Here is a 12,211-nt window from a genome sequence, read left to right as displayed (position 1 = left end):
GGTTCTGTATGGAAGGGCCATCGCTCAACGGATAAAAGGTACTCTGGGGATAACAGGCTTATCGCGTCCAAGAGTTCACATCGACGACGCGGTTTGGCACCTCGATGTCGGCTCATCGCATCCTGGGGCTGGAGCAGGTCCCAAGGGTTTGGCTGTTCGCCAATTAAAGCGGTACGCGAGCTGGGTTCAAAACGTCGTGAGACAGTTTGGTCCCTATCTGCCGTGGGCGTAGGAGAAGTGAGAGGATCTGTCCTTAGTACGAGAGGACCGGGATGGACGCACCGCTGGTGTACCAGTTGTCTCGCCAGAGGCATCGCTGGGTAGCTATGTGCGGAACGGATAACCGCTGAAAGCATCTAAGCGGGAAGCCAACCTCAAGACGACTTCTCCCGGGCGCAAGCCCCTGAAGCCCCCTCGAAGACGACGAGGTCGATAGGCCGGAGGTGTACGCGCTGTGAGGCGCTCAGCTGACCGGTACTAATAGGGCGTGCGGCTTGGTCTCCCTCTTCTCAGGTCGTAGGCGACCTGCTCGAGGTCGAGATCGAATTCCTTCGCAGGAGCAGTGGAAGCACGGCCCTCAGCGGCCCCGCGGTGCGGTGCTCTTCTTTTCCCTTCGTAACGGTTGTCGAGAGGCGACGAGCCTCACGTTCTTTCAAAGGTTTGCGGTGGCTATATCGGTGGGGTCACACCCGTTCCCATCCCGAACACGGTAGTTAAGCCCACCAGAGCCGATGGTACTGCACCGGAAGCGGTGTGGGAGAGTAGGTCGCTGCCGCATCTTTTCGTGCCCGCCAGAGCAATCCGCTCTGGCGGGCTTTTTCTTTTTTTGGCGCGCGCCGTCGCCCCTCGCGCCCGGCGGGCGCGGCACGTCGACAGCGCGAGGGCGATCGCGCCGGCTCAGGCGAGCGCGGTGGCCGCCGGCAGCCGCTGCAGGCGCTCCAGGTGGCGGCGCTCCTCGCCGAGCGCGCGCTCCACGGCCTCGCGCACCTCCGGCGGCAGCGGGCGCGCCAGGGCGCTCGCGTAGACGTGCCGGCGAGGCGCGCGTTGCCGCTGAGCGCGGCGACCAGGTCGCGGGGGCGGGGCCGCCCGGCGGGCGCCCGGCGTGCGCCGATGGCGGCGCCGCGCACGTTCGGGCGGATCTCGGGCGGGCAGGCGCGCAGGCGCGCGAACGCCTCGTGCAGGGCGAGCGCCCGGCGCTGGTGGTCGGCCTGGAACAGGCTCAGCTCCTCGCGCAGGGCGCCCGGTCCGGCGGCGGAGATCGCGGCCGCGTACGCCGTGGCAGCGTCCACCTCCAGCTGCAGCAGGCGGCCGAGCTCGGCCAGGGTCTCGGGGGTGCTCATCGGGCTTCCTCCGCGGCAAAGCTGGGAACGGCGCCGCCGGCGAACGACCCCTGGCCGGGAGGCGCGGGCGCCCCCGTCGCGGCGGCGGCCGTGGCGGCGAGCGCCGCTTCCCTCGCGCCGGGGGGCGGTGCACCATCCCCGCATGCCCCGCGTGACCGCCATCGAGATCGTCGAGGACCGCAGCGCGCACGCCCGCCTGGACGAGGGGTTCCTGCGGCTCCGCCGGCTGCGCGCCCGGAACCGGCGCGCGGACGGGAGCGCCTCGCCGGAGTACCCCATCGACGTGATCGATCGCCCGGCGCTGGACGCGGTCGCGGTCTGCGCCTGGGCCCGCACGCCGCGCGGGATCGAGGTGCTCACCCGCCGCGGGCTCCGCCCGGCCGCGTACTTCCGGCGCGGCAAGCGGGCCGCCCTCCCCGAGCCCGAGTACCTGCTGGTCGAGGAGATCGTGGCGGGCGTGGTGGAGCCCGGCGAGACGGGCCTGGCGGCGCTGCAGCGGCGGGGCGCGGACGAGCTGCGCGAGGAGGCGGGGCTCGAGGTGGCCCCCGGCTCGCTGCGGCCGCTGGGCGGCCCGTTCTTCCTGCTCCCGGGGATCGCGTCGGAGAAGATCCACCTGCTCGAGGTGGAGGTCCCGCGCCCGCCGGTGGACGGGCCGTACGACGCGGACGGCGACGGCGACGGCTCGCCGCTCGAGGAGGGCGCCCTGCTGGAGTGGCGCGGGCTCGAGGCCGCCGTGCGCGCCTGCGAGGCCGGCGAGATCGAGGACGCCAAGACGGAGCTCGCGCTCCGCCGCCTCGCCGGCCGGCTCGGCGTCGCGCTCGTGCCCCTCGAGGCGGCCCCGCCTCGCGCACCCTGACCCGCGGGCGCCGACCGCCCGCTGGCGCGCCCCCGCCACCCGGGGCGATACTCCCGCGCATGCCCGCCCTCCTGCTCGCGCTGGCGCTCGCCGCGGCGCCGTTCCCCGCGCCCCGCCACGCCCCGGTCACCGAGCGCACCCGCTGCGACACCGGGGCGGTGCTGTCGAGCGATCCGGCCCGCGGGCTGCTCCGCGTCACCACCCCCGCCGGCGTGGTCACGTTCCAGGTCGGGGCCGACGTCCCGGTCTTCGACCGCGCCGGGAGCCCTGCGGGCCCCGCCGTCGCGCTCGCGCACGGCCGCCGGGTGCGGATCTGGTACGTGGTGGACGCCGGCGCGCGGGCCCAGGAGATCGAGGTCCAGTAGCGCGGCGCCCGGGACGCGAGGGGCCCGGCAGGACGGATCCCGCCGGGCCCCCGCTGGTCCGCGCTCGTCGCGCGCCGCTACTGCGCCGGCGCCGGGATCGGGTGCACCTTGGCCACGTCCGCGAGCGTGCCCGGTCCGTGGCAGGTGGCGCACTGCGCGTCGCCGGTCTGCGTGCCGCCGCGGTGGTTGCAGTCGCCCATCACGCCGGGGCCGCACGACTGCGCGGCCGAGCCGTCGAACTTCACGGTGTCGTGGCAGGACGTGCACACCGCGATGGTCTTCGGCGTGGTGCCGCCGGCCGGGTTGATGGTGTCCTTCACCTCCGCCGCCAGCGGCAGCTGGTAGCTCGTGCCCGCGTGGCACAGCGCGCAGTTGCCGATCTGGTTCGGGAACTCGAGCGGGAAGACGTTCGCCGAGCCGCCGAAGCCGTAGATCGTGACCTCCTTCTGCTTGATCTCCGAGGCGTGGATCTGGTGGACGAGCACCTTGAAGTCGATGGGCTCGACCGTGCCGCCGGAGGGCACGCGGGCCGCGTCGGTGCCGGCGGGGTTGTGGCAGACCACGCACACCTGCGTGGTGCCGTTGCGGTTCTGGCCGTGCGCGCTCAGCACGCCGTGGCACTTGTTGCAGTTCTCGACCGCCACCACGGTCCGGCGCGCCTGCCCGGCCGCGCCCGCGGCGGTGAAGTACTTCACGTCGTTCGTGACCGGTACGCGCAGGAACTGGCCCGGGTTGAACGGATCGGCGATGGCCGGGTGGCCCTCCAGCGCGACCGTGAACTGGTCCACGCCGGCCGGCAGCGCGACGGTCGAGGTCACCTGGTACACGTTGGTCTGGCCGGCCACCGGCGTGGCGGACCCGCCCGCCGCGGCGGTGAGCGCGTTGATCTGGACCGGCTGGCCTTCCGCGCCGGCGCCGGCGTTGTCGTACTCGACGGACGGCCAGCCCACGTCCACGAACAGGCGGCTGGCGCTGCCGTGCGTCCAGGGCTCCGCGTCGAGCGCCATGGGCGCGCCGTTCTGGAGGACGCGGTACTGGACGACCGGGATGCGGTCGCCGCCCACCGTGACGCCGACGATCTCGTACTTGTAGGTCGCGGCGGAGGCGAGCTGGGGCACCACGTGCACCTTGTCCGGCCCGAGGTTGCCGCCGGCGGCGTGGCAGCCGGCGCAGTTCGCCGTCGCGTTCACGCCGAACGGGTGGTTGCAGGCCGCGGTCTCGACGTGGCCCTGCGTGCAGTCGGCGGACGCCGACGCGTCGAAGCGCAGGTTGGAGTGGCAGGACGCGCACGCCACCGCGGACGGCTTGTTCTTCCAGTCGTCGGCGTTCGCGCCGGTGTGGCAGGTGGTGCAGTTGCGGATGTCCTGCGGGAACCGGATGTCGGAGAAGGTGACGTCGGTCTGGCGGAAGCCGACGATGTGGTAGCCCGCCTGGCCGGAGTGGATCCGGTGGATCATGTTCCGGAAGTCGATGGTGTTCCCGGACTCCGGGTCGGCGTAGGTGGTGCCCTTGTCGCCGGCGTGGCAGGTCATGCAGAGCTGCGTCCCGCGGCGGCGGTCATGGGCCTCGAGCACGCCGTGGCAGGTGTTGCAGGCGGCGTCGGTGACCGTCTCGTACTTCGCCGCGGTGCCGCCGCCCGGCACGAAGTTGAACGTGGCGCTGGCCGGGTAGGCGACCTCGGCCGCCGGGGTCCCCTCGCTCACCGTGCGCGTGGCCCAGATCCCGACGGTGTGCGTCCGGGCGCGCTCGCGCTTCGCCGGATCGGTGGTCGGCGGCGAGAACGTGTACGTGTACACGCCGTTGCCCTGCGCCGCGAGCTGCGACGTGGGGAACGGCCCGCTGGGCGGCTCGGTGCGCGGCTGCACGGCGGAGCCGGACGGCGTCTGCGCCGTCCCGCCCGCGTCCGTGTACGGCTGCGCGTTCACCGTGGTCTCGTAGTAGTGCGTGTAGGTCCCGTCGTCCTCGAGCTGCCCGAGCGAGAAGCGCGGGCTCATGCGCGGCGCGGGCGGCGTGCCGCTCGCGGCGGCGTTCGCGATCTCGGCGAGCAGGTCGATGGGGTTGCCGGCCGCGTCGGTCACCTTGAACGTCACCGTGGGATTGCCGGTGGCCGGCACGTCGGCCGACTGGATCGTGATGTTCAGCTGGCTGGCCGGCGCGCCTCCTCCGCCGCCCCCGCCCCCACCACCTCCGCCTCCTCCACCCCCGGGCCCCTTGTCCTTGCGGCCGTCGCCGCACCCGCCCGCCGCCGCCATCGCCAGGAGCCCGCCGATCGTCCCGACGAGCGCCAGTCCTCGCCACGCCTTCCTCATGTTGCCTCCCGAGCCGTGCAGCCGCCCTCGACGCCCCGCCTCCACGCACACACGCGTCCCCTCGACCGTAGCCGCGCACGTTGCAGGGTGAGGCGGTTCGGCAGGGTCGGCACCCCCTCGCGGTGGCGCCGACACATCCGGGCAGGGAGCGCGCGAGCGGGCGCCCCGGGGCCTCGCGGCCCGGCGGACCCCCCGGCGGCACGATTCCGGAGCAGGCGGCCCGCCGCGCACGTAGACTCGCCTCGGAGGCGACCTCACATGGCCAGACAGCCCCGGGCCCGCGCCGCACGCGGCGCCCGCACCCGCATCGAGCGCGACACCATGGGCGAGATGACCGTCCCGGCGACGGCCCTCTACGGCGCCCAGACCGCCCGCGCGGTCGAGAACTTCCCCATCTCGGGCCTGCGCGCCCACCCGGCGTTCGTGGACGCCACCGTCCGGATCAAGCTCGCCGCCGCGCGCACCAACGCCGCGCTGGGCCTGCTGCCGCGGCGCAAGGCGCGCGCCATCGAGCAGGCGGCGCGCGAGGTCCTGGCCGGCCGCCACCGCGAGCAGTTCGTGGTGGACGTGTACCAGGCCGGCGCCGGCACCTCGCACCACATGAACGTGAACGAGGTGCTCGCGAACCGCGCCTGCGAGCTGCTCGGCGGGCGGCGCGGCGACCGCGCGCTGGTGGACCCGAACGACGACGTGAACATGGCGCAGTCCACCAACGACGTGGTGCCGACCGCCATCCGGCTCGCGGCGCTCGAGCTCGCGCCCGAGGTCATCGCGGCGCTGTCCGCGCTCGCCGGCACGTTCGACGCGAAGGCGCGCGCCTGGGACGGCGTGGTGAAGTCCGGCCGGACGCACCTCATGGACGCGACACCCATCCGGCTCGGGCAGGAGGTGTCGGGCTGGGCCGCGGCGCTGGGCGCGGCGGCGGGCCGGGTGCGCGACGCGCTCCCGGAGCTGTCGGTCCTGGGGCTCGGCGGCACCGCGGTCGGCACCGGCCTGAACGCGGATCCCCGGTACCGGGCGCGGGTGGTTCGGGAGCTGGAGCGGCTCACCGGCGTGCCGCTCACCCCGGCGCCGAACCCGTTCTACGCGATGCAGTCGCTCGCGCCGTTCGTGGCGCTCTCGGGGGCGCTCCGCACCGCCGCGCTGGAGCTGCTCCGGATCGGCGGCGACGTGCGCCTGCTCGGGAGCGGCCCGAACACCGGGCTGGGCGAGCTGCGGCTCCCGCCGGTGCAGCCCGGGTCGTCGATCATGCCGGGTAAGGTGAACCCCTCCATGGCGGAGATGCTGGCCATGGTGTCGTACCAGGTGGTGGCGCTGGACGGCGCGGTGGCCTGGGCCGCGAGCGGCGGCCAGCTCGAGCTGAACGTGATGATGCCGCTGGTGGCGTTCGACCTGTGCCACGCGCTCGACGTCCTGGCCCGGGCCGTGCGGGCGTTCGACGCGCGCTGCGCGCGCGGGCTCGAGGCCGACCGGGATCGCGCCCGGCACTACGCCGAGCGCACCGTGAGCCTCGCCACCGCGCTCGCGCCGCGGCTCGGCTACGCGGCGGCGGCGGACATCGTGAAGGCCTCGGTGGCCACCGGCCGGTCCATCGTGGACCTGGCGGTCGAGCGGGGAGGCCTCACGCCCGCGCAGGCGCGGCGCGCCCTCGACGCCGTGCGCCTCACGCGGCCGGGCCGCGGCGGCTGACCTGCTATCCTCGGCGCGTGCGCACCCGCCTCGGCGAGCTCCTCCTGCGCGCGGGCGCGTGCACGCCCCACGCGATCCGCGACGCCCTCGAGAACCAGGTCATCTTCGGCGGCCGGCTCGGGACGAACCTGCTCGAGCTCGGCGCGGTCGAGGAGGGCGCGCTGGCGCGGGCGCTCGGCCAGCAGCACGGCGTGCCGGCGCTGTTCGGCGACGTGCGGCTGGAGCCGGAGGCGGTGGCGGTCCTGCGCGCCGAGGTCGCGGACCGGTGCGACGTGGTGCCGTTCCTGCTCGCGGGGCGGCGGCTCGCGGTCCTGGCGGTGGATCCGTCCGACCTGCGCGTGCTCGACGAGGTCGCGTTCGCGGCGGGGCGGGAGGTGCACGCGCTGGCGGCGCCGGAGGCGCGGGTGTGGGCGCTGCTCCGGCGCGCGTACGGGATCGAGCGGCAGCTCCGCGGGATCGAGGTGGACTTCGAGCGCCCGCGCCGGGCCGGCGGCGCCGGGCCCGCCCGGGCGGCGCCGTCCCCGGCGGCGAGGCCGGCCGCCCCCGCCGCGGACCTGATGACCGAGGACGACTTCGAGGCGGTCTACGGCGGGACGGGCGCCTTCGCGCTCCCGGGCGCCGCGCCGGCGGACGGCCGCGGCGGCGAGCCGCCCGAGCTCCCCGACGACGCCATCCTCGAGCTCGACGAGGCGGACGAGGTGGCCGCCCCGCCGCCCGAGGTGCTCGCCGCGCTGGCGGCCCGCGCCGGCCACGCGCCGCCGGTGCGGCTCGCCCCCGCCGCGCCGGCCCGCCCCGAGCCGGAGCCCTCGCCGCTCGACTTCCGGGACGCGGTCCGGTTCCTGGAGGGCGTGGAGGAGCGCGGCGCCATCGCGCGGACGGTGCTGCGCCACGCCCGCTCGCGCTTCCGGCGGGCCCTGCTGCTCACCGTCCAGCACGGCGCGGCGCGCGGGTGGGCGGGGATGGGCGAGGGGGTGGGGGCGGAGGCGGTGCGGCGGCTCCGGCTGCCGCTCGGCGCGCCCGGGATCGTCGACACCGTGGTCCGCACCCGCGCGCACTTCCTCGGCCCCATCCCCAAGACCGAGGCGAACGTGCTGCTCCTGAAGCGGCTCGGGGGCGGGGTGCCGGCGAACGCGCTGGTGCTGCCCATCCTGGCGCGCGGCCGCGTGGTGAACGTGTTCTACGCCGACGCCGGGCGCGGCGGGCTGGTGGACGCGGGGGCGGTGGGGGAGCTGCTCATCCTGGCCACGCGCATCTCGCAGAGCTACGAGGCGCTCCTCGCCCGCGTCCGGTGACCCGGCCGGCGACCGCGCGGCGCGGGCGGTTTTGCGCTAACGTCCGCGCGCATGGCCGCCACGCTCCACTACTTCATGCTGCCCGACGACGAGCGGGCGGTGTTCCGCCACCTCGCCCGGCGCGAGCTGACCGCCTACCCCGAGCTGATCCCCCCGGCTACCAGCCGGTGCGGGTGGACGAGCACGCCGTCGAGGCGCTCGACCAGCCCGCCTACTACCTGGCGGTGGAGCGGCTCGGCCCGGTGGTGTCCACCCCCTGAAGCGCGGGCCGGACAAGGGGATGCTGGTCATCGAGGAGATCCCGTCGCCCGTGTTCCACTACGAGCGCTCGGTGCGGAACGACGCCGGGGAGCTGGTGGCGGGCCGCCTCTGGGCGGAGCTGGACATCACCGACGACCCGAACGACCGCAAGGGGAAGCCGCTCGCGCTGAAGGGCATCTTCGAGGAGGTCCACCAGCTCTTCCGCAAGAACTGGCGGCGCAGCGATCCCAAGGGCTACTGGATCGGCCCCCACGCCGCGGCCGCGCTGAAGCGCGGCGAGCTGAAGCTGCGCGAGGCCGGCCACAAGGGCGGGCTGGTGGCGGTCTGGAGGTGATCGCGACGCCGTCCGCCCTCGCCCGGAGGCGGGGCGGAACGCCGCAGCCCGGGGCGCGCCGCCGGCCCGCCGGCGCGGTTGACGGGCGGGGGCGGGACCGGTACACGGAACGCTTGACCGTGACCCTTTTTGCCCGATATAAGGCCGCCCTCGTCGCGGTCCTCGTGGCCGTGCCGGGCATCGCCCTCGCCGAGGTGAAGGTGGCGGGCGCGGTGCTCCCGGACGGCGCGGTGAAGGTCGCGGAGAACCGCTACCGGGTTCCCAAGACCTACGAGGAGACGATCCGGTTCTTCCGTCAGACGTACGGACCCCGGTTCGCCCGGCGGCCGATCGCCGATCAGCCAGGCGTGAAGGCCGTCCACATCGTCAACCCGGAGCCGCGGCCGGGGCAGTGGGAAGGGCTGAACGTGTACGAGCTGAAGGGCGAGGTCCGCGTCTTCGTGCTCGTCAGGAAGGGCGACTGACTATTGGGGGATCGTCTAACGGCAGGACGCCAGACTCTGGATCTGGCTATCTAGGTTCGAATCCTAGTCCCCCAGCCACTTTGATGTTCCTCGGCGTTGACTGCCGCTTCGACCGAGGATAGACATGCAGCGCTTCGTGGCCCGTTAGTCTAGCGGTCAGGACGTCGGCCTCTCACGCCGAAAACATGGGTTCAAATCCCGTACGGGTCACCATCTGTGCCCCCGAGAACTTCGTCCGGTTCTCGGGGTTTTTTCTTTCCTGAGCCCGCGACGGCGAGCGCCTCGTGCGGCGACGGCGCGCGCGGGCCCCGGCGGCCGCAGGGCGGCCGGGTCCGCGCCTCGCGCCGCCGGGGAGCCGGCTACCCGAGCTTCTTCTGGAGGGCCGCGCGGACCTGGGCCGCGTCGGCGGCGCCGCCGGCCTCGCGCATCACCGCGCCGAGCAGCACGCCGAGCAGCTTCTTCTCGCCGGCGCGGTAGCGGGCGGCCTCCGCCGCGTGCGCGGCGAGCGCCTTCTCCAGCGCGGCCTCGAGCGCGCCCGCGTCCTCGCGGCGCTCCAGCCCGAGCGCCTGCATCCGCGCCTCGGGATCGCCGCCGCCGGCGGCGAGCTCGGCGAGCAGCGTCTTCGCCGCGGCGGGGGTGAGGCGGCCCGCGTCCACCAGCGCCGCGAACCGGCCGAACGCCGCGCCGTCCAGCGGGAGGGCGGCGAGCGCCCGGTCGCCGGCGAGGCCGGCCAGGTCGTTGAGCAGCCACTTCGCGGCGGTGGCCGGGCGCGCGCCGGCCGCGACCGCGGCGTCGAAGTAGGCGGCGGTGGCGGGATCGCCGGCGAGGAGGTCGGCGTCGTCGGCGGGGAGCCGCAGCGCCGAGAGGTAGTGCGCGTGCCGGGCGGCGAGCGCGGGGTTCGCGGCGCGGAGCTCGGCGCGCGCCTCGGCGCGGCTGCGGCGGGGGGCGGCCGGGGTGGCGGCGGGCTCGTCGCGCCGCGGCTCGCGGGCGCGGCGGGGCGCGGCCGCGGCCTCGCGGGCCCGGGCGCTCCAGGTGTCCTTCAGCGTGATGGTCCGGTTCCACACCGGGGCGCCGGGGACGGAGTCCACCGGGTCGGCGAAGAAGTAGCCCTGGCGGAGGAACTGGTAGCGGCTGCCGGGCAGGGCGTCGCGCAGCGCCGGCTCGACGCGGGCGCCCTTCGCGACCGCCAGCGAGCCGGGGTTGAGCGCGGCGATGAAGTCCTCCTCCGCGTCGGGCTGCTCGACCGCGAACAGCCGGTCGTACATGCGGACCTCCGCCGGGACCGACAGGTGGGCGTGGACCCAGTGCAGCGTGCCGCCGGCCCGCCGGGTCGCGCCCTCGCCGGTCCGCGAGGCGGGATCGTAGGTGCAGCGCAGCGCGCGCACCTCGCCGCCGGGGCCGCGGACCACGTCGTCGCAGCGGATCACGTAGGCGCCGGCCAGGCGGACCTCGCGCCCGGGCGCGAGCCGCTTCCAGTCCTTGGGCGGGTCGAGCGCGAAGTCGTCCCGCTCGATGAACAGCTCGCCGCCGAACGGCACCTTGCGGCTGCCGCCGCGCTCCGGCTCGCCGGGCCACCAGGGCAGGTCGAGCTCCTCCACCTTGCCGGCCGGCCAGTTCTCGATCGACACCGCCAGCGGGTGCACGACCGCCATGGCGCGCGGCGAGCGCCGCTCCAGGTCGGCGCGGATGGCGAACTCGAGCTTTCCGATGTCCACCAGGCTGTTGTTCTTGGCGACGCCGATAAGGTCCGCGAAGTCGCGCAGCGCCTCCGGCGTCACCCCGCGCCGCCGCATGCCGGCGACGGTGGGCATGCGCGGGTCGTCCCAGCCCGACACGCGCCGCTCGTTCACCAGCCGGAGCAGCTTGCGCTTCGACATCACCGTGTAGCCGAGCGCGAGCCGCGCGAACTCGTACTGGCGCGGCCGCGGATCCCACGGGCCGGTGTGGTCGAGCACCCAGTCGTACAGCTCGCGGTTGGACTCGAACTCCAGCGTGCAGATGGAGTGCGTGACGCCCTCGCAGGCGTCCTCCAGCGGGTGCGCGAAGTCGTACATCGGGTAGATGCACCAGGCGTCGCCGGTCCGGTGGTGGCGCGCGTGGCGGACGCGGTACAGCAGCGGATCGCGCATGAGCACGTTGGGGTGGCTCATGTCGATCTTCGCGCGCAGCACCGCGGCGCCGTCGGGGAACTCGCCCGCCTTCATGCGGCGCAGCAGGTCGAGGTTCTCGGCGGCCGGGCGGTCGCGGAACGGGCTGTTCACGCCGGGGCGGTCGAAGCTGCCGCGCTGCTCGCGGATCGCGTCCTGCGACTGCGTGTCCACGTAGGCGAGCCCCTCGCCGACCAGGCGCTCGGCGCAGGCGTACATCCGGTCGAAGAAGTCGGAGGCGAAGTACAGGTGGCCGCCCCAGTCGCCGCCCAGCCACCGCACGTCTTCCTGGATGGCCTCGACGTACTCGGTGTCCTCGGTCACCGGGTTGGTGTCGTCGAACCGGAGGTGCGTCCGGCCGCCGTAGGCGCGGGCCAGCCCGAAGTTGAGCAGGATCGACTTCGAGTGGCCGATGTGCAGGTAGCCGTTCGGCTCGGGCGGGAAGCGGGTGACCACGCGGCCGCCGTTCCGGCCGGCGGCCAGGTCGGCCTCGACGATCTCCGCGAGGAAGTTCCTGGGGCGAGGGGCGTCGCTCATGCAGCCAGAGGTGGTATCCCACCGGGCCTTGCCCCGCAACCCGCTGGCGGCCCGCCCGGCGGGCCGGCGGCGCGCCCTAGTCGACGTCCATGTCCACCCCGGCGATCCCGGGGTCGGCGGTGGCGGCGCAGCGCAGGTCCCGCGTCCAGCCGCGCACCGCGCCGCGCACGCCGAGGCTGGCGCCCAGCTCGAGGGACAGCATGGTGACGTCGCCGGCGACCCGCGCGCCCGGCGCCGTCTCGACCCGGCCGCCCAGCGCGGTCGCGTCGCCCGCCACCCGGGCGCCCTCCTGCAGGTGCACGTCGCCGCCGAGGCTCGTGACCTCGCCCGCGGTGCCGCCGCGCTCCACCACCACGTCGCCGGCCAGGGCGACCGCCTGGTCCACGTGGCCTCCGGCGCGCACCACCACCCGCCCGCGCAGCGCCACCGCCTCGTGGACCCGCTCACCCGGGCCGATCACGAGGTCGTGGTCCTGGGCGAACCGCCCGGAGGAGCCGATCCGGACGCGGCAGTCGGCGCCGCGCGCCGGCAGGGCCGCGGCGAGCGCGGCGGCGAGGAGGGGGGCGGCGAGGCACGTGCGCATGGGGGGCTCCCGGGTCGGTGACCGGGCCTACGCA

General features: G+C 75.0%; 9 protein-coding genes, 2 tRNA genes and 2 rRNA genes (1 of these 13 only partly in view). 10 read left to right on the top strand and 3 right to left on the bottom strand.

The features are described from left to right. The 4 genes from ACOQFB_RS14970 to ACOQFB_RS14955 form a co-directional block, all read left to right on the top strand. A 23S ribosomal RNA gene (locus ACOQFB_RS14970) occupies positions 1 to 502 on the top strand (it extends 2,478 nt beyond the left edge of the window). Positions 503 to 661: 159 nt separating this feature from the next. Then, a 5S ribosomal RNA gene (gene rrf, locus ACOQFB_RS14965) occupies positions 662 to 778 on the top strand. Positions 779 to 1,482: 704 nt separating this feature from the next. Then, complete coding sequence (locus ACOQFB_RS14960; RefSeq protein ID WP_421609762.1) at positions 1,483 to 2,196, top strand: NUDIX hydrolase; 714 nt, start codon at positions 1,483 to 1,485, stop codon at positions 2,194 to 2,196. A 59-nt stretch (positions 2,197 to 2,255) separates the two neighbouring features. After that, on the top strand, positions 2,256 to 2,561 hold the full coding sequence (locus ACOQFB_RS14955; RefSeq protein ID WP_059439008.1) for a hypothetical protein: 306 nt from the start codon (positions 2,256 to 2,258) through the stop codon (positions 2,559 to 2,561). 77 nt (positions 2,562 to 2,638) lie between these two features. Here the strand turns inward: ACOQFB_RS14955 and ACOQFB_RS14950 are convergent, their stop codons facing one another. Continuing rightward, positions 2,639 to 4,870 carry an OmcA/MtrC family decaheme c-type cytochrome gene (locus ACOQFB_RS14950; RefSeq protein WP_421609761.1) on the bottom strand — a complete coding sequence of 744 codons (2,232 nt, stop codon included), beginning with the start codon at positions 4,868 to 4,870 and terminating at the stop codon, positions 2,639 to 2,641. A 258-nt stretch (positions 4,871 to 5,128) separates the two neighbouring features. On the opposite strand from ACOQFB_RS14950, the gene ACOQFB_RS14945 reads away from it, so the two are divergent. From ACOQFB_RS14945 to ACOQFB_RS14920, 6 genes are all read left to right on the top strand, one after another. Further along, the gene (locus ACOQFB_RS14945; RefSeq protein WP_421609760.1) at positions 5,129 to 6,559 is read left to right on the top strand and encodes an aspartate ammonia-lyase; all 1,431 of its coding nucleotides are present in this window, start codon (positions 5,129 to 5,131) and stop codon (positions 6,557 to 6,559) included. A gap of 17 nt (positions 6,560 to 6,576) precedes the next feature. After that, positions 6,577 to 7,851 (top strand): cyclic di-GMP-binding domain-containing protein, MshE-related, encoded by a 1,275-nt coding sequence (locus tag ACOQFB_RS14940; RefSeq protein WP_421609759.1) that lies wholly within the window; start codon positions 6,577 to 6,579, stop codon positions 7,849 to 7,851. 280 nt (positions 7,852 to 8,131) lie between these two features. Further along, complete coding sequence (locus ACOQFB_RS14935) at positions 8,132 to 8,446, top strand: hypothetical protein (RefSeq protein WP_494492266.1); 315 nt, start codon at positions 8,132 to 8,134, stop codon at positions 8,444 to 8,446. A gap of 119 nt (positions 8,447 to 8,565) precedes the next feature. Further along, on the top strand, positions 8,566 to 8,910 hold the full coding sequence (locus ACOQFB_RS14930) for a hypothetical protein (RefSeq protein ID WP_237758153.1): 345 nt from the start codon (positions 8,566 to 8,568) through the stop codon (positions 8,908 to 8,910). A gap of 4 nt (positions 8,911 to 8,914) precedes the next feature. After that, positions 8,915 to 8,988 (top strand) — tRNA-Gln (locus ACOQFB_RS14925). A 60-nt stretch (positions 8,989 to 9,048) separates the two neighbouring features. After that, positions 9,049 to 9,123, top strand: a tRNA-Glu gene (locus ACOQFB_RS14920). 146 nt (positions 9,124 to 9,269) lie between these two features. Here ACOQFB_RS14920 and ACOQFB_RS14915 read toward each other — a convergent pair. Both ACOQFB_RS14915 and ACOQFB_RS14910 read right to left on the bottom strand, forming a co-directional pair. Further along, a complete protein-coding gene (locus ACOQFB_RS14915; RefSeq protein WP_421609757.1) occupies positions 9,270 to 11,594 on the bottom strand; it encodes a glutamine--tRNA ligase/YqeY domain fusion protein in 2,325 nt (774 codons plus the stop codon). Between the two features lie 76 nt (positions 11,595 to 11,670). Beyond that, positions 11,671 to 12,177: a bactofilin family protein gene (locus tag ACOQFB_RS14910; protein ID WP_059437312.1), complete on the bottom strand. Its 507-nt coding sequence runs from the start codon at positions 12,175 to 12,177 to the stop codon at positions 11,671 to 11,673. Between the last annotated feature and the right edge of the window lie 34 nt (positions 12,178 to 12,211).

The organism is Anaeromyxobacter sp. Red801, assembly GCF_049201065.2.
GTDB lineage: Bacteria > Myxococcota > Myxococcia > Myxococcales > Anaeromyxobacteraceae > Anaeromyxobacter.
The sequence above is the reverse complement of the archived record's forward strand: the minus strand, read 5'-3'. Positions and strand labels throughout refer to the sequence as shown.

Coding starts and splice junctions, on each gene's coding strand:
- ACOQFB_RS14960 (WP_421609762.1), top strand. CDS start 1,483: ATGCCCCGCGTGACCGCCATCGAGATCGTCGAGGACCGCAGCGCGCAC.
- ACOQFB_RS14955 (WP_059439008.1), top strand. CDS start 2,256: ATGCCCGCCCTCCTGCTCGCGCTGGCGCTCGCCGCGGCGCCGTTCCCC.
- ACOQFB_RS14950 (WP_421609761.1), bottom strand. CDS start 4,870: ATGAGGAAGGCGTGGCGAGGACTGGCGCTCGTCGGGACGATCGGCGGG.
- ACOQFB_RS14945 (WP_421609760.1), top strand. CDS start 5,129: ATGGCCAGACAGCCCCGGGCCCGCGCCGCACGCGGCGCCCGCACCCGC.
- ACOQFB_RS14935 (WP_494492266.1), top strand. CDS start 8,132: ATGCTGGTCATCGAGGAGATCCCGTCGCCCGTGTTCCACTACGAGCGC.
- ACOQFB_RS14915 (WP_421609757.1), bottom strand. CDS start 11,594: ATGAGCGACGCCCCTCGCCCCAGGAACTTCCTCGCGGAGATCGTCGAG.
- ACOQFB_RS14910 (WP_059437312.1), bottom strand. CDS start 12,177: ATGCGCACGTGCCTCGCCGCCCCCCTCCTCGCCGCCGCGCTCGCCGCG.